15 protein-coding genes, 1 tRNA gene and 1 riboswitch are annotated in these 26,180 nt (G+C 49.0%); of the genes, 8 read left to right on the plus strand and 8 right to left on the minus strand.

The annotated features are described in order from the left end of the window. Position 1: 1 nt before the first annotated feature. The 4 genes from Cabys_RS04925 to Cabys_RS04940 all read left to right on the plus strand — a co-directional run bounded on the left by Cabys_RS04925 (position 2) and on the right by Cabys_RS04940 (position 7,673). Positions 2 to 1,054: an efflux RND transporter periplasmic adaptor subunit gene (locus Cabys_RS04925; RefSeq protein ID WP_006929050.1), complete on the plus strand. Its 1,053-nt coding sequence runs from the start codon at positions 2 to 4 to the stop codon at positions 1,052 to 1,054. Continuing rightward, positions 1,051 to 4,149 (plus strand): efflux RND transporter permease subunit, encoded by a 3,099-nt coding sequence (locus Cabys_RS04930; protein ID WP_006929051.1) that lies wholly within the window; start codon positions 1,051 to 1,053, stop codon positions 4,147 to 4,149. Before Cabys_RS04925 ends, Cabys_RS04930 begins: the two co-directional genes overlap by 4 nt. Before the next feature lie 133 nt (positions 4,150 to 4,282). Further along, positions 4,283 to 4,843 carry a TetR/AcrR family transcriptional regulator gene (locus Cabys_RS20280; protein ID WP_257786508.1) on the plus strand — a complete coding sequence of 187 codons (561 nt, stop codon included), beginning with the start codon at positions 4,283 to 4,285 and terminating at the stop codon, positions 4,841 to 4,843. An 832-nt stretch (positions 4,844 to 5,675) separates the two neighbouring features. Further along, complete coding sequence (locus Cabys_RS04940; RefSeq protein ID WP_006929053.1) at positions 5,676 to 7,673, plus strand: monovalent cation:proton antiporter family protein; 1,998 nt, start codon at positions 5,676 to 5,678, stop codon at positions 7,671 to 7,673. On the opposite strand, the gene Cabys_RS19985 is transcribed toward Cabys_RS04940, so the two are convergent. Continuing rightward, on the minus strand, positions 7,658 to 7,864 hold the full coding sequence (locus tag Cabys_RS19985; RefSeq protein WP_169833693.1) for a hypothetical protein: 207 nt from the start codon (positions 7,862 to 7,864) through the stop codon (positions 7,658 to 7,660). The genes Cabys_RS04940 and Cabys_RS19985 overlap by 16 nt on opposite strands. Positions 7,865 to 8,124: 260 nt before the next feature. Between Cabys_RS19985 and nhaA the strand changes: the two genes are divergently transcribed. Then, a complete protein-coding gene (nhaA, locus tag Cabys_RS04950; RefSeq protein WP_006929055.1) occupies positions 8,125 to 9,315 on the plus strand; it encodes a Na+/H+ antiporter NhaA in 1,191 nt (396 codons plus the stop codon). Between the two features lie 56 nt (positions 9,316 to 9,371). Here the strand turns inward: nhaA and Cabys_RS04955 are convergent, their stop codons facing one another. The 5 genes from Cabys_RS04955 to Cabys_RS04975 form a co-directional block, all read right to left on the minus strand. Further along, complete coding sequence (locus tag Cabys_RS04955; protein WP_006929056.1) at positions 9,372 to 10,571, minus strand: T9SS type A sorting domain-containing protein; 1,200 nt, start codon at positions 10,569 to 10,571, stop codon at positions 9,372 to 9,374. A gap of 249 nt (positions 10,572 to 10,820) precedes the next feature. Beyond that, the gene (locus tag Cabys_RS04960; RefSeq protein ID WP_006929058.1) at positions 10,821 to 14,189 is read right to left on the minus strand and encodes a T9SS type A sorting domain-containing protein; all 3,369 of its coding nucleotides are present in this window, start codon (positions 14,187 to 14,189) and stop codon (positions 10,821 to 10,823) included. A 1,065-nt stretch (positions 14,190 to 15,254) separates the two neighbouring features. Continuing rightward, positions 15,255 to 15,602, minus strand: coding sequence for a carboxypeptidase-like regulatory domain-containing protein (locus tag Cabys_RS04965; RefSeq protein ID WP_006929059.1), 348 nt, complete (start codon positions 15,600 to 15,602; stop codon positions 15,255 to 15,257). Positions 15,603 to 15,902: 300 nt separating this feature from the next. Then, on the minus strand, positions 15,903 to 17,690 hold the full coding sequence (locus tag Cabys_RS04970) for an aminopeptidase P family protein (RefSeq protein ID WP_006929060.1): 1,788 nt from the start codon (positions 17,688 to 17,690) through the stop codon (positions 15,903 to 15,905). Between the two features lie 217 nt (positions 17,691 to 17,907). Further along, entirely contained in the window at positions 17,908 to 19,755 is a 1,848-nt protein-coding gene (locus Cabys_RS04975) for a hypothetical protein (protein ID WP_006929061.1), read from the minus strand. An 801-nt stretch (positions 19,756 to 20,556) separates the two neighbouring features. Further along, a riboswitch (SAM riboswitch) is annotated at positions 20,557 to 20,669 on the plus strand. 218 nt (positions 20,670 to 20,887) lie between these two features. On the opposite strand from Cabys_RS04975, the gene Cabys_RS04985 reads away from it, so the two are divergent. The 3 genes from Cabys_RS04985 to Cabys_RS04995 are packed head-to-tail and all read left to right on the plus strand — an operon-like array spanning position 20,888 to position 24,709. Beyond that, the gene (locus tag Cabys_RS04985) at positions 20,888 to 22,189 is read left to right on the plus strand and encodes an O-acetylhomoserine aminocarboxypropyltransferase/cysteine synthase family protein (RefSeq protein ID WP_006929062.1); all 1,302 of its coding nucleotides are present in this window, start codon (positions 20,888 to 20,890) and stop codon (positions 22,187 to 22,189) included. A gap of 15 nt (positions 22,190 to 22,204) precedes the next feature. Continuing rightward, a complete protein-coding gene (gene metX, locus Cabys_RS04990; protein WP_006929063.1) occupies positions 22,205 to 23,323 on the plus strand; it encodes a homoserine O-acetyltransferase MetX in 1,119 nt (372 codons plus the stop codon). Between the two features lie 15 nt (positions 23,324 to 23,338). After that, a complete protein-coding gene (locus tag Cabys_RS04995; protein ID WP_006929064.1) occupies positions 23,339 to 24,709 on the plus strand; it encodes an aspartate kinase in 1,371 nt (456 codons plus the stop codon). A gap of 338 nt (positions 24,710 to 25,047) precedes the next feature. On the opposite strand, the gene Cabys_RS05000 is transcribed toward Cabys_RS04995, so the two are convergent. Further along, positions 25,048 to 25,131: transfer RNA gene (locus tag Cabys_RS05000), tRNA-Leu, on the minus strand. A 43-nt stretch (positions 25,132 to 25,174) separates the two neighbouring features. Then, complete coding sequence (locus tag Cabys_RS05005) at positions 25,175 to 25,936, minus strand: acyl-[acyl-carrier-protein] thioesterase (protein WP_006929065.1); 762 nt, start codon at positions 25,934 to 25,936, stop codon at positions 25,175 to 25,177. Between the last annotated feature and the right edge of the window lie 244 nt (positions 25,937 to 26,180).

The following is a 26,180-nucleotide window of genomic DNA, read 5'->3' on the forward strand; positions in this document are numbered from 1 at the left end:
AATGAAAATGGTTAAAATAAAACTCTTTATCGTATTTATCCTTTCAACACTCATTTTTTTGCAGAGTTGTAATAATAAAAAGGATAAGGCGGCTGAGATCAAACCCGTGGCCGTGCGTGTGGTAAAGCCGCAAATAACCACGTTGCAGGAAAAAATATCCTACGTCGGCACAATTCAGGCCTATCGGGAAGTGAAAATTATTTCCCGCGTGCCGGGCACCATTCTTTCCTTGCCAGCGGCAGAAGGAACCCGCGTTAAAAAAGGAGAGGTCGTGGCCCGTATTTACGCGCCGGAACTGGAAGCCACTGTGCAACGCCTGCAGGCAGAGGTGGATTACTGGACACGCCGCTACGAAGCAGACCAGCGCCTGGAAGCGGAAAATGCCATTCCCCCCGAGCAGGTAGCCATGTCTCGACGGGCCTATTTGAGCGCCAAAGCATCGCTTGAGGGCGCGCAGTCTAACCTTGATAAGACGATCGAAAGGTCGCCCTTTGATGGAGAAGTATTAAGATGGATGGTCGATCCCGGTCAACCGGTGATGCCCGGTCAACCAATCCTGATTTTAGGCGACAACAACACGGAAGTTCAGGTGGAAGTTATTGAAGAAGAATTAAAACGCGGTTTGCAAACAGGAACCCCGGTCGTACTGCACAAAAAAGACGGAACTTCGGTGCAATCCGCGGTGCGAGAGATCGCCCCCCTAGCCAGTGGAATATCCAGAACATTTATCGTCAGGATTGCCGTTCCTCCATCTTTACGCAACGAATGGCGCAAGGGAGAATCGGTAAAACTGGGTTTTATTCTTAAATCTGTTTCCAATGCCGTTGCCGTACCCATCGAAGCCATTGCCGACCGCGATGTAAAACCGCATATTTTTCTGGTTCGTGATGACAAAGCCTACCGGCAGGACGTGCGGCCTGGCATTCAGCAGGGCAACCTGGTGCAGGTGGATTTTCCATACAACGGTCAGGATCTGGTGGTCGTAACCAATCTTGAACTTCTTTCAGACGGAATTCCGGTATTTACCGTGCAAACAGGGGAGGCAGGCAAATGACATTACCACGTTTTTCTTTACAAAACAAGTACACCATTTACGCCCTGTCCATTGCAGCGATAATTTTTGGCGTTCTGGCGTACATCAGTTTGCCTATTCAGTTGTTTCCGGATACCGCGCCGCCGCTGGTTAATGTGCTTACGCCTTATCCGGGCGCGGCTGCCAAGGATGTGGCAGACCTGGTTTCGGATCCCATTGAAACCGAATGCGCGGCGCTGGAGGGCGTACATAAAGTAACTTCCACCTCTCAGGATGGGCTGTCTCTGGTCAGCATTGAATTCAATTACGACCGGGATGTGGACATCGCCGCCGTGGATGTGCAAAACGCCATTTCCCGGATTCGTTCCAAATTGCCGCGTCAGATTGGCGAGCCGCAGGTGCTCAAATTTTCCACCAGCGATCGTCCCGTGCTAACCATGGGACTCACCGGAGAAAATCTGGTGGAAATCCGTCGCCTGGCAGAAGACATTCTGGCTCCGGAACTTCAGCGCGTTGCTGGTGTGGCGCTGGTGGATGTGTTTGGCGGGCATCAGCCAGAAATTTCAGTGCTGGTAGATCGCGACAAACTGGAAGCCTACCGCCTGCGACTGCCCATGATCGTGAACGCCATTACCACGCACAACGTGAGTTTGCCCGCAGGGCAGATTCGCAGCGAAGGGCGGCAGTACAGCTTTAGGGTGGACGAACGAAGCCGAACACCGGAAGATATCCGCAATATCGTGCTCACCACGCCCATGGGGAAACGTATTCGCGTGGGCGATATCGCCACCGTTTCGGAAGGCAGCGCCGAAGACCTTTCGCGCTTTCACGTGAACGGCAAATCGGCCATCGCCATGCAGATCTTTAAACAGGACGACGCCAATACCGTTGATGTGGTAGAAAAGGCGCAGCAAAAATTCGCCGAGCTGCAAAAGCGCTACCCGCAGATCAAAATGATCGAAGCGGAGGAATCGGCCTCATTTACGCGCCAGGTGGTGAGCAATATGTTTGGCAGCGTGTGGCAGGCGTTGCTTCTGGCCGCCATTATCATCTTTTTGTTCTTATCCAGCTTTCAACGCGGACTGGTGGTAACCGTATCTATGCCCATGTCTTTTTTACTCACCTTTGCCGGAATGAAATTTTTCGGTATTGAGGTCAATCTGGTAACCCTTACCGCCATCATCCTTTCGGTGGGCATGGTGGTGGACGCTTCGGTGGTTATTTTAGAAAATATTACGCGCCGCTACCACGAAGACAAACTTTCGCCCAAAGAAGCGGCATTAGCCGGCGCCGAAGAAATCCAGTTCGCCGTGATTGCCGGAAACGCCACTACCCTGGTGGTACTGGTACCGCTGCTTTTTCTGTACGGTTTCATCGGCAAAACCTTCGGCCCTTTAGCCAGCACGCTGATTATCGCCTTTGTGGGGTCTTTGCTGGTATCGTTGACTTTGGTGCCGATTTTAACAGAACTGGTCACACGCGAAGGCGGAAAATTAGAAAAGCTTGCCATAAAGATTACCGCACCGTGGAATCGCGCCATGGAAAAGCTGCGCGGATTTTACATCGGACTTTTGACCCGCAGTTTAAAGGCGCGCTGGCTGGTTTTTGTTACCGCCATCGCTCTGTTCATCGTTGGTCTTGGCTTGCTGCGCTATCTGGGCATGGAATTGCTGCCCAAAATGGACGGAGGCACCAGCTTTGTCACCGTTGAAACGCCTTCGGGCTCTTCGCTGGATGAAACCGAAGCGGTGGTGCGGCAGGTAGAACAAATTATTATGCAAGAACCGGAAGTAGAACGTATTTCTACGCAGATCGGTTTTGAACCTGGCATGCACTCCTTTGGCGGCGGCGGCGTACAGGGACCCACCAACGCCTTCATTTCCATTACATTAACGCCGCGTACCGAACGGGACGAGACCATCTGGCAAATCCAGGATCGAATCCGTCAGAAGCTGGCCAAAATACCTAATATTCAGAACTACGTGGTTCGGGAATCCGGTTCCACGGCCAAAGTAACCACGGCGGCGTCCATTGTGGTGAGCGTGCGCGGAGAAGATGAACTGGTTCTCAACAAATTGGGCGATCAGATTCTGGAAATAGTAAGAGGCGTGCCCGGCGTGGTCAATCCTTATCGTAGCTGGCGCATGGATCAACGCAGCATTCTGCTTTCGGTGGATGAAGAGCGGGCGCGAGAATTAGGCCTGCCTCCGGCAGCGATTTCGCAGGAATTAACCCAGTCGCTGGACGGTATCAATGCCGGTATTTTACGCGGGCCGCTGGGCGAAGATACGCCCATACGGGTTCGCTACAGCAAAGCATTCCGTGAAACAGAACAGGATGCGTATGCGGTGCGCGCCCTTTCCCCTGGCGATGGAAATATCTTTCCGGTAGGCGCCGTGGCAAGCGGCAGAGAAGTGAAGGTGCAGGGACTGGTTACGCGTGAAAACCTGGAGCCCACCCTGCAAATTCTGGCCCTGCATCAGGATCGCCCGCTGAATTTTGTGACCGCCGATGTGGAAAAAGCCGTTGCGCAGATCGTTGCGCCGCAGGGCTACTCCATCCGGCTGGAAGGCGAGAACAAGGACATGGCAGAGTCGCGCGATGAATTGATGGGCGCCCTGGGGATTGCCGTCATCGCCATCTATTTGCTGCTGGTGGCGCAGTTTCGCTCATGGGTTCATCCCATTACGGTAATGATGGCCATTCCTTTGAGTTTAATCGGCGTTTCCATTGCCCTGCTCATCGCCGGAAAGTCGGTTTCCATGCCGGTGATGGTAGGATTAATTCTATTAGTGGGAATTGTGGTGAACAACTCCATCATCTTAATCGACTTCATCCGCCAGAGACGAGAAGCCGGAGCAGAACGGCAGAAGGCCATTATTGACTCTGTTGCCACGCGTTTTCGGCCTATCATGATGACCTCGTTCTCCACGATTGTGGGGATGATTCCACTGGCGATGGAGTGGGCGCTGGGCGCAGAAAGATTCTCGCCACTGGCCATAGCCGTCATCGGCGGAATGACGGCCGCGACCTTTTTAACCATGCTGGTCATTCCGATTCTTTACGACACGTTTGACGAATTGGGCAACAAAATCAGAAATGTATCGTTGAAATAATCTAAATAGAAGAACTTCCAGGCTCCGCCCTAAAATCTGCTTTTGTCCGGAGCCTGGAATTTTAATTGTAAAATCAATAAAAATGAGGAGCTAAAAAATTTCAAGGGTTAGCACAGAAATTCGGCAGGAACAAATCGTTAGCGAAGCAATAAAAATTATTCATCAAAAGGGTTACTCAGGCCTTTCCATTCGGGAGTTGGCCGGTAAAGTTGGGATTTCTGAGCCGGCCATTTACCGCCACTTTCGCAGCAAAGAAGAAATCATCCTGAGAATTCTGGAACGCATGAATCGTTTTGGCGATTTGCTCCGCCAGGAATTAAACAAACTCCCCGATGCCCGGAGTAAAATCAAAAAGTTGGTAGAAATGCACCTTGAATTTCTGGAAGCCAACCGGGAAATGACCTCGGTGATTTTTTCGGAAGAAATTTTCGAGCCGCGCGAAGGCATCCAGCAGAAAGTGCGGGAAATTATCCGCAGCCGCCGTGAATTTTTAGACCAACTCCTGGAAGTGGCTCGCCAGAATAAAGAAGTGGTGGATGTTCCCGCACAGGAGTTGAGCATCGTTATTCTGGGATATCTTCGTATGACGGTGCTGGAATGGCGCACGGCGAATTTTAGTTTCTCATTGCAAGATAGAGGGCAGCGGATTATTGAAACACTGGATAAAATTATTTTTATTAAAGATGTAAGTTGAGTTCCCTCTAAAAAGCGTGACTTGTCATTTCGAACCCGACCAGGAGGGGGAGAAGTTTAAGAGTTTAGTGGTTTAGAAGTTTAGAGGTTTAGTGGTGGTTTTTGAACCTTGTTTAATAGGATTACCTCGATTTTTTTCGTTTCAGAAATTTCATTCTCAATTTTAAGGCCAAATCTTTTAAACGAAAAAAGCAAATCATGAATATTCTGAAATCAAGTAAGTCACGGTTTAAAATTCAAAGGTCACTGGCCTGGCGGGATGGGGTCAGCCCGTAGTAGGGGCGAAGGATTTCCATCAGTATTCTTTCATGGGAAGGTTTTATTTGTACCCATTCTTTCATTCCAGTCATGCACTGTTAAGGAAATCCTTCGCCCTTACGGTTGAAGAGTTACCGATCTGTCACGACGCAGCGCTGAGAATGCCTTCCAGTGAAAAAAGGCCGCTGACCGTGAAAACGATCAGCCTTTCCCCTCTTTAAAAAAAGAGAAGGAGAGTAAATTGCGCCGATTTGCTTAACTTTTCTCTCAAAATAATTTGTTTTATCTTCTTCTGCGATTATTGGCGTAATCTGCGAGAAAATTACTTTGCGCGCGTTGCAGTTGATTTTTTACCTCCAAAACCAACCCTAACGAAGTTTTTGTTTGTCCCTTTTCTGTCTTATAATTGAACACTATGCATTTTTTTGTTATAATGATTCGAAAATATTTAAAGAAATGATTTTTAGCGAAAGCATGGTCAAAAAAAATTGTAGTGTTATTGTACGAGGCAATCAAACGTACGAGCATGTTTTTATTTTAGACCTTTCAAAATCAACAAAAAGGTAAATGAGAAAATGGAAATACCGCTGCTCACCGACATCGTCATTATTTTCGGGATAGCAATTGCCGTTCTTTTTATCTTTCACCGACTTCGTTTGCCGGCCATTGTGGGCTTCCTTCTCACGGGAATTGTCGCCGGGCCATACGGACTTGGGCTGATAAATGCTGTTCACGAAGTAGAAATCATCGCTGAAATCGGCGTGGTTTTATTGCTTTTTACCATAGGCATCGAGTTTTCGCTGGAACGCGTGTTGCAGATTAAAAAGACCGTTCTTTTGGGCGGTTCGCTTCAGGTATTTCTAACCTTTCTGGCTACTTTTTTCATTGCCAGTCATTTCGGTCAAACTCTTGGCGTGGCGGTTTTTATCGGATTTTTAGTAGCGTTAAGCAGCACGGTAATTGTGCTTAAATTGATCCAGGAAAGAGGCGAGGTCGATAGTCCGCACGGGCGTACGACGCTTGGCATCCTGATCTTTCAGGACATCATCGTGGTGCCCATGCTTCTGATAACGCCTATTCTGGCCGGAATAACAGACAATTTAGGAGAATCCATCATTATTCTGCTGGCCAAAGGTGTGGGCCTTATCCTGCTGGTAATTATCTCCGCTAGATGGATAGTGCCCCATGTGTTGTATCAAATCACCAAAACACGCAATCCTGAACTTTTTCTGTTAAGTGTAATTGTAATCTGCCTTGGCATTGCATGGCTAACCTCAAAGGCTGGCCTCTCTCTTGCGCTGGGTGCGTTTTTAGCGGGCCTGATCATTTCTGAATCTGAGTACAGCCATCAGGCGCTGGGAAATATTCTTCCCTTTCGAGATGTTTTTACCACCTTCTTTTTTGTGTCCATTGGTATGATGCTTGACATCGGTTTTCTTTTTAAGGAGCCGCTATTTATTGTACTGATTGGAATAACCGTTTTGTTTTTAAAGGCCATCATTGCCGGAACGGTTACCATTTTACTGGGCTTTTCGCTGCGCACCGCCATATTGGTTGGCCTTGGCCTCAGCCAGATCGGCGAATTTTCTTTTATCCTGTCCAGAGCCGGCCTTGAACACGGTTTGCTGGCCGGCAACATTTATCAAACCTTTCTGGCAGTCTCTGTGCTTAGCATGGCGGCAACGCCGTTCATCATGATCGTAGCGCCCCGCCTAGCCGATTTTATCACGCGATTGCCGCTGCCCCAAAGATTGATCTCCGGCTTTTTGCCTGTTACAGAAACAGAAATTGTAGACAAGAAAGATCATCTTATTATCATTGGCTACGGAGTGAACGGGAAAAATGTGGCACGCGCCGCCAGGGTGGCCGGCATTCCTTATACCATTATCGAGATGAACCCGGAAACAGTAATGTGCGAACGAGCAAAGGGCGAATCGATATTTTACGGCGATGCAACGCATGAGGGCGTGCTCCAGCATACGAACATCAAGGAAGCAAGAATTGTAGTGGTTGCCATCAACGATCCCACGGCCACACGGCGCATTGTCGAATTGGCTCGCAGGCTGAATCCCAAGGTTCATTTGATCGTACGTACGCGTTATCTGCAGGAAATGAAACCACTTTACGAATTAGGCGCCGACGAAGTGATCCCGGAAGAGTTTGAGACATCCGTGGAGATATTTACGCGCGTATTAACAAAATATCTTATTCCCAGAGATGAAATCGAACGGCTGGTGCATGAGGTACGGGCAGATGGCTACGAAATGTTTCGCAGCCTTTCCAGAACATCCGCTTCTATTTCCGATCTGAAACTTCAACTTCATGAGGTTAATATCAGCACATTTAAAATTCCGCCGGATTCGCCGTTGATCGGGAAAACGCTTGCCCAGATTGATTTGCGAAAGCGATATGGCGTTTCTGTGGTGGCCATCCGTCGGGATTCGCAAATTTTATCCAATCCCGGCGCGGATATGCGTCTGCAGGCCAATGATGTGCTGTTTGTCCTTGGCTCCTGGGAACAAATAGCGGAAGCCTTTAACACGATTTCTTCTGCAAATCAGCGTAATAAATAATTAAAAGATGGTATCATCGATCTCTGTTTGCTATCGTCGGTTTTGAGCTGATCTCCCTGGCAGCCACGCCAGCATTTACCACGTTCCTCCCGCAGCAAGCGTTTTTTTATTTTCTCCTTAAGCGCCGCAATGTCTTCCGGATTTATTACGCTTTTGGGCTTCAATGCCGCTGAACGTTCACGGTTGGGCATACGGAATAATTGAAAAAAAACATTTTTTTTATTATACTGCATCAAACAAATACGGGAAATTGGTAGAATTTTTAGGCTGGAAATACAAAACAAAATGGCAAGAACATATTTTAAGCGCATGTCCCCCTTTAGACCACCAGACCCAAAATGCAGTGTTTTTTTATATTAATTTCGATTACAAAATGTATGTTATGGTTTTTTTTGAGAATACATTTGTTTGATTAATGTGCATGTAAGTAAAAATAAAACAAGAGGTACTGATGAAGAAAATAATTGAAGATTTCATCCAGAAAGAATCGTCCAGCGGCATTTTATTGATCATTGCTACGATTTTAGCGCTTATGATGAACAATTCGTTCATGTCCGGAGTGTATCAAACATTTTTACATATTCCCATAGAAGTGCGGATCAGTGCATTACATCTTGACAAAACACTTTTGCATTGGGTGAATGATGGTTTGATGGTCATTTTCTTCTTTTTAATTGGTCTTGAAGTAAAAAGAGAAACATTGGAAGGTCATTTATCGACCTTAAAACAGGCCGCTTTACCGGGAATTGCCGCTGTTGGCGGAATGGCCATCCCGGCAGTGATATATTTAGCATTTAACATTGGCGATCCCATTGCGGTTAACGGCTGGGCGGTTCCCTGTGCAACGGATATTGCTTTTGCCCTGGGCGTGCTTTCCTTGCTCGGGAAAAGAGTTCCCATATCATTAAAAATATTTTTACTGGCGCTGGCTATTATTGACGACCTGGGCGCCATTGTAATCATAGCTGTCTTTTATACTTCCCAGTTGTCCATGGCATCATTAGCGGTTGCCGGCGTGGCTCTGGCGGCATTGATTATTCTTAATTTACTGGGCGTCACCAAAAAAACGCCTTACTTTCTTATTGGCGTAATATTATGGGTGGCTGTTCTTAAATCTGGCGTTCATGCAACCCTGGCCGGCGTAGCATTAGCCTTTACAATCCCCTTGTACGGAAAAAGAAAAAATGAAAACGGCGAATTTGAGTCCCCTCTAAAAGAATTGGAACACAGCATCCATCCCTGGGTTGCGTTTTTCATCCTGCCAGTATTTGCTTTTGTCAACGCCGGGGTAAACCTTTCCGGAATGTCAATCAATCAGATGTTTGGCCCGGTGCCTCTTGGAATTATGTTGGGCTTGTTTTTAGGTAAACAGCTTGGCGTTTTTGGATTTAGCTGGCTGGCCATCAAGTTAAAAGTGGCCAGGTTACCAGAACAGAGTAACTGGATGCAGTTGTATGGCGTTTCTATATTAACCGGCATTGGTTTTACCATGAGTTTGTTTATTCTTACCCTGGCCTTTGAGGATGATAGTCTCTTTCAATATACCGATAAACTGGCCATATTGTTAGGGTCTTTAATGTCCGGAGTGATTGGATACCTGGTTCTCAGGATTTTCAAACCCCATACCAACCAGACATCTTAAGCATTCTTAATTATTCTGCTGACGCGGGTGGGATGCGCCTGCCCGCGCCAGTGGAATTATTTAATCAACAGCAGTTTGATGGATGAACGGTAGCCATCGGCCTCCATTCTGGCAAAATAAATACCGTTCGCCAGAGAAACCCCATTAAACGAAGTTACATAAGTGCCTGCGGAGAGTTTTTGGTCAACCAGAACCTGAATTTGCCGGCCCGACAAATTGTAAACGGTCAATTTAACATGCGATGGTTTGGAAATGGAGTAGCGAATTTGGGTAAGCGGATTAAATGGATTGGGATAATTCTGATACAGTTTAAAATTTCCGGTTACCATAGATTTTTCTTTAACTATAGAGGTGCCGCCATTGGCCGGATGCTCGAGGAAAAAAGCCCACATTAAATCATTGGCATTAATTTTTTCCGAAGGCGGATCGCCAAATATGCTTCCCTGCTGTCCGCCAGGCCAGGAGTGGCCGCCGTCATACGTTACGTAGCTGTGAATATCCGCATCATTATTACACTGCGTCCAGACCTTAAACAGATACTCGCCCACTTCATGATACAGCGTGTCATTTTCGTTGGCGCATCCGTTTAGCGCTGACCATTCATTAAGGACGGAATCTACTGGCGGATTATAATGATCAGAAGGTCCGCTGCCCACGCCGCCGTAATAGGGCACATCCTCATCGAGGTAAGAGTGAAAATGAATGATGGGCATGGGGCGCGTCGGATTCCACGGGCCTTCCAGAGTCATTGAAGCCGCTACCGGAGCAATGGCTGCCAGCTTCCAGGTTAGCTCAGCCGCCAGACGAAAGCTCATCATGCCGCCATTAGAAAGTCCGGTTGCATAAACTCTGTCTTTATCAATACGGTAGCGCGCCAGCAACGTATCGATCAAAGCGGAAATAAATCGCACATCGTCGATGTGATTATCCATGGCGTATCCGCAGCACCAGCCGGCGTTCCATGTGCGGACGCCCAGCGGACTTTTTACGCCCTCCGGATAAACTACAATAAAGGGATTTGCAGCGGTGTCTGCTTTTTGACTGAGCTGGGTTGTGTTTTCCATATTATACGCATTGCCGTAACCGCCATGCAAGGCCAGGATAATCGAATAGAGCGTGTCCTGCCCGGAATCATACTGCGGAGGAAGATGGGTGAGAAAGGTGCGCCAGCGGTCGTCCACATAAATGGAATCGTATTGGGCGTGCGTCGCCCTGGCAATAAACAAAACCAGGATACTAATAAAAAAATATTTCATGGCCCTTCCCTGATTATTTTTTTAACGAACCAGTCCGAAAATTTAAAAAACCGAAACGCGCCGCTTTTTAGTACAGCCCCTGCAGATATTCGCAGAAAAAGTCCGCGTTAATTTGCGCGATCTTCGAGAAAAAACTGTTCCACCGTTAGAGGCGGCAGAAACATTTCAGATCGCTCCTTTCTAATTTTTTCCATCTTAGCCATTTTTGATTTCCGCGCGGCGTTTTTTAATCTTCCAACTTCCCCTCTTTTATTTTAACAGCAACATCTTTTTAATCGCCGTGTGTTTTCCGGCCTGCAGGCGGTAAACGTACATGCCCGTGCCCACCGGCTGATTTTGATCATTAAGGCCGTTCCATTGCGCCTGATGAACCGCGCCGCTGCTTAAAACCTGATCGTTGATTAAGGTGCGCACTTTTTGCCCCAGCATGTTGAAAATCTCCAGCCTAACCGGCGCCGGTTGATCGAGCGTAAAGACGACGGTGGTCGAAGGATTGAATGGATTGGGAAAATTGCCCAGCAGTTCAAATTTATTAGCCGTCAGCTCATCGCTCAGCGCAGAGACAGAATTATTGGACAGAATATTGTCGATGGCCCAGCCCCAGCCCGTGGTGTTGGCGTCGGCGTAAAGTTTAAAGCGGATGTAAACATTGGTGTTCACCGGAAAATAATTGGTCAATGAGATATTGTGATTACGGTACATGGATTCGTCGCCGTCCGCGCCATTGTTGTAAGCGTTTTCCCAGGCAGGATCGTAGCGGCAATCGTACGGCTCTTCAATAATCGTCCAGTTGTCGCCGTCGTCGCTGGCTTCCACCGTAACGTAATCCCAGAAATTGTTGTCTCCGTAAACCGTTCCGGCGTCTCCCGGCTCAATGATGGCCACATCGTCGTAGCTAAAATAGGCGCCCGCTTTGATGGTAATCGGCGTGCCCAGGTAGGAATAGTAGGTCGTCTGGTCGGCATAGGGATGGGCGGAATGCAAAGCCGGAGTTGAAAAGCCCGTTACATCCTGAATCTGGAAATCGCCGAAAAAGGTGGAGGCGTAGTCGTCAAAATTCTCGTTCAGCGTGTCAACGGCCGCGTAAATATCGTTCGATTTTTGTTCGCTGGCGCTTCCGGCTCCGTTGCTAAATCCGATGACCTGAGCGGTTACCGTTTCCGGCGGATTGGTCTGGTACAGGCCAAAGGTATCGGCGCCGGCCGGCACCGTAAACAGGCGATCGACGATTTGATTATTTACAAACACCTGCACCGAATCATAATCAGAATTGGCCACAAAGCGCACTTTGAGCATACCGGTATTGGGATTGGGCACCGTAATATCTTTTAAGGTTGGGGCCAGCGGCGGCAAGCCCTGCAGTTCGTCGCGGTGAACCGACCACACGCCGCGGCCATGGGTGGCGGCTACAATTTCCTGATTAACGATTTTCAGGCGTCGGATGGAAACTGCCGGCAAACCATTGTTGGAATATTGCCAGCTGGCGCCATTGTCGTAAGAGATAAAAAGACCAATATCCGTGCCAATCCAGATTTCCGTGGTGTCAAAGGGCATGACCAGCACGGTAAACACCGGCACATCCGGCAGGTTGTTGGTGATATCTTCCCAGGTTTGCCCCAGATCGCGCGTGCGGTAGATTTTTCCGTAGCCAGAACTGCCGATGGTTAAATAAGCCGTACTATCCTGAGTGGGATGGGTTGAGATGCCCGCCAGATAGGCGTGGGGGCTTCCGGCCGGTTGATTAACCTGGGTAAAGCTTAAACCGCCGTCGGTGGAAACATTAATGTAAATGGTTGTGCTGCCGGTCCACACCACATTGGAGTTGGCCTGCGAAACAGCGATTTTAATTCTTGAATAGTTATTGTAATTCACCGCAACGTCGTACCAGTTGTTGCCGCCGTCGTCCGTCCACCACAATTTGTTATTGTCGCCGGCGGTAAACAGCTTATCCGAATTAGCAGGATCCATGGCCAGCGGCGTATGAAAAATCCCGCTTTGCGGCATGTTGTTGTTAATGGAAACAAAATTGTAGCCGCCATCGGTTGATTTGTAAATGCGCGTGTTGTACAACGTTCCGTACACAATGGAAGGCTCCGTTTTATTCCAGGCGCAGTCGAAGCCGTCGCCGCCGATTACGCGCGACCAGGCATCGCTGGCGATGGCTTCATCCGGAGAGCGGTGCGTACCGTTATCCTGAGTGCCGCCGATAAAGGCATTTATGGAAGGATGACGATCGGCATCGTAATATTGCGTAACGTTGTAATTGTTGTCTTTACTTTCCCAGGAAACGCCCATATCCGGCGAATAAAACACGCCGCCATCGTTGCCGGAAATTATGGCAAAATTGGCGCTGCCGTCTGGAATGGTCACCAGCGCATGTTGATCGGCGTGAACATAGGGATACGCCGTCCCTGTGTACCAGTTGGTAATTTGGGTGGTGGTCATGGAGGCGCCGTTGATTTCCACGTGATAGATATCAATGCCGCCCACAAAAACGATGTCAGGATCCAACGGGCTGACCACCAGTGCGTTATCGTACCAACCCTGTCCGCCCAGCCAGTTGGTGGAATTGCCGTAATTAAACCAGGTATTGCCCGCATCCGGAGAGCGGAAAAATCCCAGCAAACCGTAATTGTCATCCACCGGCGAGGCGTAAACAATGTTGGTGTCGGTTGGTGCAATGGCCATTTCGATGCGGTTGTGATTGGTAATCTCCTCGCTCACATAATTCCAGGTGTAGCCGCCATCCGTAGATTTGTAGATGCCGGAGGAATTAACGGCGATAAACTGTGTATTCCAGCGTAAGGGATTGGCGATGATCTGCTGGACGCGTTGCCCATTGTTAAATGTTTCGCTCCAGGTCGATCCGCCGTCAGCGCTGCGGTACACGCCCTTGTTGGTGGCCACCGCCAGGTTGTCGGGATTATTGGGATCAACGATTAAGCGGTTCACATAGCGAAAGTTGTAATTGGATGCCGTGCTGGCCAGCTGCGTCCAGCTTTCTCCTCCGTCGGTCGATTTGAAGAGGCCGTCGCCGATAATGGCGTCGGAATTGTAAAAGCCTTCGCCGGTGCCGGCGTACAGGATGTTGGGTTGATTTTTACAGATGTCGATGGTCGTAACCGATAAAACGGGCAAATCGTCCGTAACGCAGCGCCAGCTTGCGCCGGCATCGTTGCTTTTCCAGATTCCGCCGCCAACCGAACCGGCCCACCAGGTGTTCACATCATTAGGATGAACAACCACAGAACGGGTTCTGCCGCCAAAATTGCCGGGGCCTCTTTCTACCCAATTTAAAGCGCTGGCCTTAAAAAGCGTATTTTGTCGGTTTTGCAGCGCTATTTTTTGCGCCCTGAAACGCCAGCTTCCGGAATAGGAAAAGCCCTCGCCGATCACGGAACGCAGGGCGACTTCTTCTTCCATGGCTTCATCAGGCTTGTCCGGACGCGGATGCATCTTTTTCTGTTTTTTCTCTTCCAGAATAAGCGCGTTTAATCCCTGCGAGGTGTAAGCCGTAATTTGTTTTTTATGTTTTTGCGGCAGACGCGAATATGTCAGAATACCTGCAATGGAAAAAATAATTAAGGCTATTAACATTAAAACCATTGATCTCTTCATGTTTCCTCCAGATTAACAAAAAAAATGATTAAAAAGCAAACTACAGAATAAGATGTTTATTTTGCTTTATTTAAAATCACAAATCGTTTATTATTTTATCGTTTCTTTAATAAAACCCAAAGGTCAAAAGAAAAATTTCAGAGGGCGATGTTTAAAGTTAACACTGATCCGGCTGCTCGTTTTAAACCTGCCATTATTTGATTGAGCATGGTGGCCGTTTGTTCGGTGTACAACAAGCAAGACGCCTTTTACCCCATTTTGCGGAAAATTTATAGAAAATAGATGAGTCTGCGTTAAAAAAAGAAAGATTTGCCATTTCACTCCAGCCCTGGCGGGAATTGGCAATGACAGGGAGGGTAGCATTGAATTTTGAACCATGATTTACATGATTTCAGGATTTTCATGATTTGCTTTTTCCGTTTAAAAGATTTGTCCTTAAAATTGAGCATGAAATTTCTCAAGCGAAAAGAATCGAGATAATCCTGTAATCCTATTACTCCAGGTTCAAAAACCACCTCTCAACCTCTAAACTTCTAAACCACTAAACTCTTACACTCTTAACTCTTTCCCTCCAACGGTGGCAGGGATTTCCCGGAGTAGCCCTCACCCCCTTCAGGGGGAAGGCTGATCGTTTTCACGGCAGGCAGTCGGTCTTGATTTACCGAAGTATGGCAATCTCATTGCTGTTTGGTGACAGGCCGGTAACCATTTACCTCTTTAACTCTCCCAGAATAAAAGTCTGAGAGAGAGGGAAGGCTGATCGTTTTCACGGTCAGCGGCCTTTATTTTTCACTGGAAGTCATTCTCAGCGCTGCGTCCTGACGAGCCGGTGACCATCCAACCATCCAACTATTCAACCATTCAACTATGTTGTAGCCCTCACCCCCTGCGCCCCCTCTCCCAGAATAAAAATCTGGGAGAGGGGGAAGGCTGATCGTTTTCACGGCAGGCAGGCGGTCTTGATTTACCGAAGTATGGCAATCTCATCGCTGCCTGGTGACGGGCCGGTGACCATTCAACCATCAAACCATCCAACCATCCAACTATTTACGATCAGGGCAAGTTTTATTTAACGGGCGCGATGGGATCCTTCACCGGCGGCGGAACTTTTTCTAAAATGATTCGCAAATAGGCGGCGGAATCGGGCTCGATCTTTACGCAGGGCACCACATGCTGCAAGTAACCGATTTTGGTAAAGATAACGCTATATTCGCCAACGGCCAGACTGTCGAACTGAAAGGCGCCGGTGGAATCGGTTTCCATGGTTAAGTTAGAGGGGATGAGTTTGACCTGTACATGGTTTACCGGTTTACCGCTGTAAAGCTCCCGTACAATTCCTTCTAATTTTCCGTTTTGGCCGAATACTAAAAACGGTAAAAGCGAGATAAAAAAGATGGAAATTAAAGCTTTCATGGCAACCCTCCCTTGCCCTATATTTTGGTTACGCTATTAAAATAATGAATAATAGAGAGAAAAGCATATTTTTCGGTAAAACGCGGGACGTTTTAAAAGAGCTCTGCAAAATGAAGCTACCACGAACGCTTCTCCTGAAACGAAGGAAAGCCGCCAAATTACAGTTCCTTACAGGATTTACTTCGAATCCAGTTTAAAAACACAGTTAAAAAAAAGCAGTGGGCGCAAAACGCCTGGTTTTTGTTTTGCGCCCACTACCTTGTTTCATGTTAAGCATAAAATATCGCGAATAAAAGAGCCTTACACCGGCTGTGTTTTTTCCTTCAACCACTGACGTTCTTCTTTTTTCAAATAGGGCGCAAGTATGTCGTACACTTTTTTATGATAGGCGTTCAGATAGTCGATCTCTTCCCGGGTTAAAAGATTTAAATCCACCAGCTTCAGATCGATCGGGCAGTAGGTCAAATTTTCAAATTTTAGAAACGACCACTCTTCGCTCGATTTTTGCTCGTCCTTAACCACCACAATCAGATTTTCAACGCGCATGCCGTATTCGCCGGCTTTGTAAAATCCCGGCTCATTGGAACAGACCATGCCTACTTCCAGCGGAACGCCTATGCCCCGATAAAAGGAGATGCCCTGGGGGCCTTCGTGCACGCTTAAAAAAGCGCCAACGCCATGGCCGGTGCCGTGTCCGTAATTCTGGCCGATCTCCCACAGCGCCTTGCGGGCCAGAGTGTCCAGTTGAATCCCCTGTGTGCCAACGGGAAAGGAAGCGATAGCCAGATCGATGTGACCTTTAAGGATGCGCGTAAAACGATCGCGCTGTTCTTCGGTGGGCTCGCCCAGGGCCAGCGTGCGCGTGATGTCGGTAGTGCCATCGAGATATTGCCCGCCGGAATCGATCAGGTAAATGCCCTCGGGTTTTAATTCCACGTCGGTCTCAGGCGAACAAGCGTAGTGCACGATGGCGCCGTGCTCCCCGTAGGCCGAAATGGTTTCGAAGCTCGGGCCCTGGTAGAGCGATTGTTCGGCGCGGAATTTCTCCAGCCTTTGCGCGGCGCTCATCTCTGTCACGCCGCCTTGCGGCACGTTCTCTTCCAGCCATTTTAAAAAGCGCACCATGGCCACCCCGTCGCGGATGTGACAGGCGCGCATGCCGGCCAGTTCTGTTTCATTTTTAATGGCCTTAAAAAGCGTAACCGGACTCTCTTCCAGGAAAAGCTCGCAGCGTTTCTGCAAGAGCATGGCCACCCAGTAGTTGACAGACGAGCCATCCAGCCAGACGCGCGTTTTACGACGGGCCAGTTTCAATAGACGTTTTTTGAAACTGTCGTAATGCCGGATTTTGGCCAGCCCTTTAAGATGTTTTTTTAGGGCGCGCGTGACCTTCTTTTTGTGTACAAATAATTCCGCTTCATCTTCGGTGATGACGGCATAAGCGATAACCACCGGATTGTAATCCACATCGCGCGAACGGATATTAAAGGTCCAGGCAATGGCGTCCAGTTGCGTTAACACATGGGTCTGGCAGCCTTTTTCCGCCATTTTCTGTCGGATGCGGGCCAGTTTACTTTCTACCGATTCACCGGCGTATTTGTCTTCCCAGACCATTATCGGGTCCTGAGGCATCTCGGGTTGATCTTCCCATAGGGCGTCCACCAGATTTTCTTCTAAAAACTTCATTTTGATTTTGCGCAAAGCGAGCTCTTTTTGCCACTGGCTGGCCTGCTGGTAACTGATGACGCGCGGATCAATCCCCACCGTCTGTCCTTCGTTCAATTCCTGTTTTAAAAAGGTAAGCATGTCCGGCGTTTCAGGAAGGCCAGCTTTGTACAGGTCGATGCCTGTGCCCTGCAGTTGCTGCTCGGCCTGTAAAAAGTAGCGGGAATCGGTCCACAGGCCGGCTTTTTTCATGGTCACAACAACGTCCCCGGCCGATCCGTCGAAACCGCTGAGCCAGGCGCGTCGTTGCCACAGCGCCGGCACGTACTCGCTGGCGTGCGGATCGGTGCTTAAAACCACATAAGCGTCAATTTTGTTTTTACGCATCAGCTCGCGCAGCTTGTTAATACGCTCTTTTATCATCGCTTTCCCCTTCCAGATTTTGGGTCATTTTTTTATTGCTTGAATGGTTGTTCTCCCAAAAAGTTCAGGCCGCCATTTCGTCTGATCGCTCAACTTCGAGATCGCACTTAGCTTCCCGCTTTGGCCTCATAATTTTAAATTCGTAATTCGTAATTCGTAATTCGTAATTTTTAATTGATCATCGTCCTTTTTGTGTCTGTTCAGACGCTCGGCCCGTTCAGTTCCACAACACCCAGCTCAGGCCAAAGCGCACACGGCGGTACAATTCCGGATAGCCCCTGATGATCTGATATTGTTCGCCCAGGGCGTTATCCATTTCCATAAAAAAGATGGCGTCTTTAATGGTTGCCGAAATTTTGTAATGGATCAACAGACGCTGCGGCCATTTTCCGCCTATTAGATAAAAACTTTCGGCGTAAGGCTGATAGGCTATTTTTTTGGATGGCCCGCTCCATTGTAATGTTCCGCTGGCTCTTATTAACACGCGATCTTGGTACCAGCGTCCGGCGTACCTGAGATGGGCAAAAGCGGAGTAATCCGGGCCAATTAATGTTCCGCCCAATCCGCTCTGCCCGCCGACGGTTAAGACAAATGGAAGATATTTAAAGCTTGCCCGCCCAAAAATGTAACTGAAATTCCTGTCCTGGCCATTGTAAAAACGTTTGCCGGAAAAGAGAATTTCATCATTGATGCGACGCCAGGTCAGCCCCAGGCGCGCGCTGCTCCAGGGAAATAATTTTAAACGGAGATCAACCGTTGAGTTAAAGTGGCGTTCCGCTTGCAGGCCCGGCAATCCGTTAAGGCCCTGGTACGTTAAAAATCGTTCATTAATGGTTGGAAAGCGCGCAAAGGACGCTCCCTGCCAGCCGACGCTCATCCTGTTATTTTTAAACTTAACGGCTAAAAGCGAGTTGGGCTGCAAAGCGTATCCCCACAATCCCTGCAATCCCAGACGCGCGCTTACATGCAGCAGGCTAAACAAAAAGGCGCGAGTTTGACCGGAAAAATCCGCCTCCGTGTCTGTGTATTTACGGCTGTAAGGACTACCCCAAGCTTTTACCTGCCTGAGTCCGCTTTTTAAAAAGAGGGGCAGTGGGCCAAGCTGAAGAGTTCTGGTTAAAGCCACGGAATAACGGTCGAAACGCAACCGCATGCGCAGGCCGTTCTCTGCAAAAACGTACTTGCGGCGCGAATTTTCAAAGCTGGCGTCGATTTGTCCGTTGACCTTCTGGCTGTCGTCCAGAAAAAACAGACGCGCCCTCAGGTTTTCGCGCACTTCATTGTAACGAAACCGTCCGTATTCGGTAGCGAAATAGTCCAGAAAGTTTACATTTTCACTGCTTTTATGGTAAAAAAAACGGAATAGCATTTTAGGGTTTAAAAGATGGATTAACTGGCCGCGGTAATGCATCCCCCGATAGTAATTCAACGCGTAATCGCGATTAACGCCGCCCAACTGCAGCGCTGTTTTAGAATTGAATTGTCGGGCAAAGGTGATATCGAGATCGGTGTAAGCAAAATCGCCTTCCCGGTACATGATGCGCGTGTAAGGTTCTTCCTGCAAGATAAAACGGGACTGCAGGTAAATGGCAGGAAACGGCTCCGCCGTTTGAAAAGAGTAATTGCCATTCCCCGGCGCGGCAGCGACCCAGGCCAGCGCATCCGGGAAAACAAAACGCGTATTGTAGCGCCCATTCAACGGATCATTTAACAAAAAGTCGTTTTTAAAGTAAGACGTCTGTTCAGGCCACAGGTGCAAGGCCGATGCAAAGCGCGGCATGCCCATTTCCAGAAAATCGTAGATCTGAATTTCCGGATTGGTGCGGAACAGATCGCTCACGCCCTGATAACCGATCGTCTCCAGCGCTTTAAAAGTAACGGCCTGGCTGGTGTCCGGCATCCCATCAAAAAGCGGGCGTACTTCCGTCAGGGTAACACGTTTCGCTTTCTTTTTCTTTTTAACCAGCGAGTCTGGTGTGACCTTAACGTCGGTGCTGTCAACTACCATTTGAGCAAACGTTAACGAAAAAAAGACGACTACCAATAGCAGGGATTTTACTGACAATTTATCTTTAACCTTTCCCGTAGTGGTTTTGTCAACAAAAATAATTTCAGAATAAATTCAACAGGAATCAACCAGCAGGGCGATTTAATTGATGAAAACAATTTGGAGTGCATGGAGGGGGGGAGAAGGTTTAGTGGTTTAGGGGTTTAGAAGTTTAGGGGGATCCTTGATTAATAGGATTACAGGATTACCTCGATTTTTTTCGCTTGAGAAATTCCATGCTCAATTTTAAGGCCGAATTTTTTTAACGATAAAAGCAAATCATGGCAATCCTGAAATCAGGTAAATCGTGGTTCAAAGTTCAATGGCCTGTTATTCCGAATTCGCCCATCTGGCTGGATCAGCTATTTATGTCAATGGGTGAAAGCGGGACTACTCAATGAGCGGGATTAATTGTTCCCTTCGGCTTCGCTCAGGGCAGGCCTTCGGCTTCACTCAGGGCAAGCCTTCGACTGCGCTCCCTTCGGCTTCGCTCAGGGAGCGGGAAGCCGGGAGTAAGGTTGCTGAGCGAAGTCGAAGCAACTGTTGATTGTGAAAGGACTCCCTTCGACTGCGCTCAGGGCAAGCCTTCGACTGCGCTCAGGGCAAGCCTTCGACTTCGCTCCCTTCGACTTCGCTCCCTTCGACTTCGCTCAGGGAGCGATTAAGGGATTTTACTCAACGAGCGAGGTGTTTCCATTCTATTTTCGCATCGCTGCATTTTTATTCATTATTGCGAAATTATTTGACAGAATAAAGTTCATCCCTTATATTGTCCCCCAACATAAATGAAGCAATTGTAATTTAATAATTACAGAACGCTTCTTATCCAGAAAGGTGGAGGGAACAGGCCCTGTGAAGCCTTAGCAACCTTTCCCGTTGAACCGCGGGAAAAGGTGCTAATTCCTGCCCCAACTTACGGGGAAAGATAAGAAGTGGGTTCAATGAAAAATTGAAGCCTCTTCGGGTCTTACCCCGCAGAGGCTTTTTTTTTGGGGGGGACGATCTTCCCAATTGGAGTTAAAAATGAGAGCAGCAGGGCAGGGCAGTACTCAGGGCCGCTTAACATCAAAAACGGCAAAGAGGAAAATTAAAAATGCCAGGAAGCTGGCAGAACATTTAATCCACAAACTAACTTAAAGGAGGAAGAAGGATGAGCGCCAACTATCGTTTTGAAACCCTGCAACTGCACGCAGGCCACGAACCAGACAAAGAGACCCGCGCAAGGGCCGTACCCATATATCAGACCACATCGTTTTTGTTTGAGGACGCGGATCATGCCGCCGCGCTGTTTGATCTTAAAGAGTTTGGCAATATTTACACGCGCATCATGAATCCCACCACCGATGTGTTTGAAAAGCGCGTGGCGGCTCTGGAAGGAGGAATCGCGGCGCTGGCCACTGCTTCCGGTCAGGCGGCGCAGTTTATTGCCGTGGCCACCATTGCCCGGGCCGGCGAAAACATTGTGGCCAATAGCAATCTTTACGGCGGCACCTACAATCAGTTTAAAGTCGCTTTTCCGCGTCTGGGCATTGACGTGCGTTTTGTGACCGGCGATCAAATAGAAGATTACGAAAAACAGATCGATGCCAACACAAAGGCCATTTACATCGAAAGTTTGAGTAATCCGCGTTTAAATGTACCCGACTTTGAAGCGATTGCCGCGCTGGCGCATGCGCACAATATTCCCCTGATTGTGGACAACACCTTTGGCGCTGCGGGGTACCTGGCGCGTCCTTTCGATTACGGCGCGGACATCATCACCGCTTCGGCCACTAAATGGATTGGCGGGCATGGCACGTCGATTGGCGGCGTGGTAGTCGATAGCGGCAGGTTCAATTGGGGCAATGGTAACTTTCCCATCTTTACCGAGCCCAATCCCGGCTACCACGGCTTGAATTTCTGGGAAACCTTTGGCGCTAACAGCCCGTTCGGCAACATTGCTTTCATCATTCGCGCCCGTGTGGAGGGCCTGCGCGATTTCGGTCCGGCGCTCAGCCCGTTTAACGCCTTTCTCCTTTTACAGGGGCTGGAAACGCTCTCCTTGCGGGTGGAACGCCACTGCCAGAACGCGCTGGAACTGGCCAGATGGCTGGAACAACATCCGCGCGTAAGCTGGGTCTGGTATCCGGGCCTGCCTTCGCATCCTTCCCATGAGCTGGCCAAAAAATACCTGCGGCCGGGACATTTCGGTTCGATGATTGCCTTTGGCGTTAAGGGCGGCAAAGAGGCCGGTAAAAACTTTGTTAACAACGTGCGACTGGCCAGCCTGCTGGCCAATGTGGGCGACGCCAAAACGCTGGTTATTCATCCCGCTTCCACCACGCACCAGCAATTGAGCGATGAAGAACAGCTCAATGCCGGCGTCCTGCCCGATCAGATTCGCGTTTCCGTGGGCATCGAACATATCGATGATATCAAAGAAGATTTTGACCGGGCGTTGTCTAAAATCTAATAAAGAGGAAACTAAATGCTCAAAAGCAAGACAGAGATCATTACCCTATTTGAGAGTAGCCGTCCGCTAACACTGGATTCGGGACACATGCTGCCGGCAGTGCAGGTAGCTTTTGAAACCTACGGCAGATTGAACGCCGCGGGCGACAACGCCATTCTGGTCTGTCACGCTCTCACCGGCGACGCGCACGCCGCCGGCATTACGCAGCTCGACGCGCAGACTCTGCAAAAAATTCCTCTCTACCGTTCCAAAAAAGCGGATCAGCCCGGCTGGTGGGACGGCTTAATCGGCCCTGGTAAGGCGCTGGATACGAACCGCTACTTTGTGGTTTGCAGCAACATCCTGGGCAGTTGTTACGGAACGACCGGCCCAATGTCTGTCAATCCGCAGAGCGGTCGTCCGTACGGCCCGGATTTTCCGGAAATCACCGTGCGCGACATGGTGAAGGTACAAAAGGCCCTGCTCGACGCGCTGGGCGTTAAAAGTCTGGTTACGGTCATCGGCGGTTCGTTGGGCGGCATGCAGGTTCTGGAATGGGCGTTGCTCTTTCCGCAAATGGTGCGATCGATCGTTCCCATTGCCACCGCGGCCGGTCACTCGGCCTGGGCCATCGGCTTTAACCATCTGGCGCGGCAGGCGGTGATGAACGATCCGCACTGGCAGGGCGGCCATTACCGCCGGCAGCCGGAGCGCGGCCTGGCTCTGGCCCGGCAGATCGGCATGATTTCCTACCGCACCGATATCTCTTTTCAACATCGTTTTGGCCGGGACAAAAGGAATGACGGAAAGGAGCCTGTTTTTCAGGTGGAAAGTTACCTTTCCTACCAGGGTGAAAAGCTGGTTAAGCGGTTTGACGCCAACAGCTTTGTGCTTTTAACCAGGGCGCTGGATAGCCATGATGTGGGGCGCGATCGCGGTGGTATTGAACAGGCTTTGCACAGCATTTGCTGTCCCGCGCTGTGTGTGGGCATCGACAGCGATATTCTTTATCCGGCGCGCGAGCAACAGGAAATTGCCCGGCAAATTCCGCAGGCGCTTTACCGCGAAATCAAATCGCCCGACGGGCACGACGCCTTTTTAATTGAATATGATCAGCTCAATGCCATGGTCAGGAAATTTTTAGCTTCAAAATAAGGAGAGTTTGACGGTATGATTATTATGAAGTTCGGCGGCAGTTCGATCAAAAATACGGAAGCCATGCGCCGGGTGGCCGGCATTGTGCAAAAGCGCCAGCAGCAACAACCGCTTATCGTGCTTTCGGCGCTGGGCGGCGTAACCGATCAACTGATCCGGATGCACAACGCGGCGCTTGAGCAGCGCGATGAACAGATTGCAACGGAAATATCCGCCTTGCAAAATCGCCACCGCGCCATGCTGAATGATTTGATCCCCGCCGGCGCCATCTACGACGAAGTGCATTATTTTTTAAACCATGAATTTAAAAGATTAAAAACGCTGCTGGACGCTGTAAAAGCCATCAAGGTGTTCAGTTCTGAGCTGTACAACAGCGTCATCGGGTTGGGCGAGATGCTTTCCACGCGGCTTTTCGAGGGCTATTTACGCGCGCGCGGTCTGTCGGCTGTGTGGCTGGATGTGCGTCCGGTGATGGTGGTGGAACAAAACGGCGAAGAGATAACGCCTCTGCTGGAGGAGATTGAAAAACAGGCGCGCGTCCGATTTGATCATCATTTACAAAATGGCATGCTGATTGTCACACAGGGCTTTCTGGCCACCACGCGAAATGGCGCGCCCGCCACTTTGGGAAGGGACGGCTCCGATTACACGGCCTCTTTGTTAGGCGCGGCTTTAAAAGTAAAAGAGATTCAAATCTGGTCTGATGTGGACGGCATTTTAAGCGCCGATCCCACCATTATCAAAGAAGCGCAGCCGTTGCCATTTATGACTTTTGAAGAAGCCTGCGAGCTGGCCTATTTTGGAGCGCGTGTTTTGCATCCGGCAACCATTCAGCCGGCGTTAACCCACGGCATTCCGGTGCGCGTGCTTAACTCTCATTTTCCGGATGAGCCGGGAACGCTGATTGTGCCGGATTATGAAGAGACAAAGCACCAGGCCATTAAATCCATTGCTTACAAAGAAAACATCACCTTGTTGACCATCGAATCGTCCAGATTGCTCCTTTCGCCTAAAGCGATCGAGGACATTTTTGATATTTTGACCAGGCACGGCAAAAAGGTTTACGCGGTTACCAAATCGGCCACCAAACTGTCGGTAACCATTCAAAACAACGGCAACGACAATCGCTTTCTGGACGACTTAAAAAGATTTGGCCGGCTGACCGTTGAGCCGCGCAAAACCGTGGTTAGTGTGGTGGGCGAGGGCATGAAGGCCAATCCGCTGCTCACCTGGCAGATCATCAAGATGTTGCATGAGGCGGGCATCAAAATTGAATTGATTTCTCAGTTCGCGCGACAGATTAGCATGATGTTCATCATCGACGAGCAGGACATTCCGCGCACGGTGGAACTGATTCATGCTCGCCTGATCGCCGGGGGAGGATGATTTTTAATTACGAATTATCACGCGGAGCGGGAGGCTGTGCCCGAATTATGCCGCTGGATTGGTTGAATGGTTGAAAAGTTGCCGGCCTGTCATTCCTTTTCTTGCCTTTGCACGAAACTGGCCAGCGCAGAAATCACTTACACCGTTGGGAATAACTCCTGACAGGGTGCTGAGGGCAATTGAAATTAAACATTCTTTACGCACTTTGCGATTTCATTGTTCTCTCTGTGGTTGCTTAAATCGCTGCGGAAATGTTTTTGGCTGCGGCTGTGCTGCTTAAGCTTAAGAGGGGATTTTTTCTGGCGCACGCTTTTGATCTTAAATTCAAAAATAAAAAGTGCGAGAAGGGGGACTTGAACCCCCACGCCCTTGCGGGCACCAGATCCTAAGTCTGGCGCGTCTGCCAATTCCGCCATCCTCGCAAAGCGTTGCTAATTTAATTTTTTTTGTGGCCTAAAGCAACTATCATTTAGCGCGCCATCTGGAAACCATGCGGCACAATTCCTGTTCGCTGTCGGCACGCAGTAAGCGGTGGTGTAAGATTGTCCGATCGTTTGCACGGTCGGCAATTTCCACCTGCGAGAGGATGCGCTGTCCGTAAACCGCTTCAGCGCGGTAGTTGACTTCAACTTCATGCAAAAACTGCTGCGTGCGAATTTCTTCTGGCACGGCTTCCAGCGCCCAGTCGATGTAAACCGCGCTGTTAACGTGGCGATTCATGTCCAGGTCGCTCAGGCGCACCTGGAATTCTTTTTCATGATGCGTTGTCTGCAGTTCGGGCAGGCGTTCAAAAGTGTCTTCCAGCGCCCGTCCTTTTTCCTGATTGGTGTATTCCGCCAGAAATTCCGGCAATCGCACGGCGCGTCTGGCCTTAAAATCGATCATCATCCATGAAGAGGTAGCCAGCGCAAGCACCTTGCCTTTTTCATCGAACATTTCAAAATCGCGCAGGGCGAACAGTCGTTCTTTAAGAGAAGGCCAGGTCTGCACCGTTACATACTGATTCCAGAAAGGATAGTGAAACACCCGCACGTGAAAACGGGAGAGCACCCAGGTTAATCCCATGCGGTCGAAATCCGTTTTGGATAATTTTAAAAATGCCGCATGGTTCGAAGCCGCCTCCTGCAGGTAGTTAAACAGGGTTTGAAACTTGGCCCGTCCGTTATGATCAACTTCGTAAGCCCGAACTTTAAATGTCTCTTCCCAGAACGGTCCTTGTTTTTCCATTATTCGCTTCCTTTGCTTTGTTTAAAAATTCAAAATTACGAAAATATTCTGCAATTTCAAATCGAAACAGTCCTATTTGAAATGTCGCCCAATAAGTGTTTGCTGAATATTATTTATAATTCACCAACTAAATCATGCTATTTCAAAAAGTTAGGCAAGTTTACCTCCCGCTTTCTTTGAAAATAGACTCACAGAGCATGGCGTGGGAATAAGGGGTGAATTTTTTGAAAACAAACCTTTATTA

The organism is Caldithrix abyssi DSM 13497 (assembly GCF_001886815.1).
GTDB classification, from domain to species: Bacteria; Calditrichota; Calditrichia; order Calditrichales; family Calditrichaceae; genus Caldithrix; species Caldithrix abyssi.

Excerpts from the sequence above, each read along its gene's own strand:
- Cabys_RS04925 (WP_006929050.1), top strand. The coding sequence starts at position 2 with ATGAAAATGGTTAAAATAAAACTCTTTATCGTATTTATCCTTTCAACA.
- Cabys_RS04930 (WP_006929051.1), top strand. The coding sequence starts at position 1,051 with ATGACATTACCACGTTTTTCTTTACAAAACAAGTACACCATTTACGCC.
- Cabys_RS04940 (WP_006929053.1), top strand. The coding sequence starts at position 5,676 with ATGGAAATACCGCTGCTCACCGACATCGTCATTATTTTCGGGATAGCA.
- Cabys_RS19985 (WP_169833693.1), bottom strand. The coding sequence starts at position 7,864 with ATGCCCAACCGTGAACGTTCAGCGGCATTGAAGCCCAAAAGCGTAATA.
- nhaA (WP_006929055.1), top strand. The coding sequence starts at position 8,125 with ATGAAGAAAATAATTGAAGATTTCATCCAGAAAGAATCGTCCAGCGGC.
- Cabys_RS04955 (WP_006929056.1), bottom strand. The coding sequence starts at position 10,571 with ATGAAATATTTTTTTATTAGTATCCTGGTTTTGTTTATTGCCAGGGCG.
- Cabys_RS04960 (WP_006929058.1), bottom strand. The coding sequence starts at position 14,189 with ATGAAGAGATCAATGGTTTTAATGTTAATAGCCTTAATTATTTTTTCC.
- Cabys_RS04965 (WP_006929059.1), bottom strand. The coding sequence starts at position 15,602 with ATGAAAGCTTTAATTTCCATCTTTTTTATCTCGCTTTTACCGTTTTTA.
- Cabys_RS04970 (WP_006929060.1), bottom strand. The coding sequence starts at position 17,690 with ATGATAAAAGAGCGTATTAACAAGCTGCGCGAGCTGATGCGTAAAAAC.
- Cabys_RS04985 (WP_006929062.1), top strand. The coding sequence starts at position 20,888 with ATGAGCGCCAACTATCGTTTTGAAACCCTGCAACTGCACGCAGGCCAC.
- metX (WP_006929063.1), top strand. The coding sequence starts at position 22,205 with ATGCTCAAAAGCAAGACAGAGATCATTACCCTATTTGAGAGTAGCCGT.
- Cabys_RS04995 (WP_006929064.1), top strand. The coding sequence starts at position 23,339 with ATGATTATTATGAAGTTCGGCGGCAGTTCGATCAAAAATACGGAAGCC.
- Cabys_RS05005 (WP_006929065.1), bottom strand. The coding sequence starts at position 25,936 with ATGGAAAAACAAGGACCGTTCTGGGAAGAGACATTTAAAGTTCGGGCT.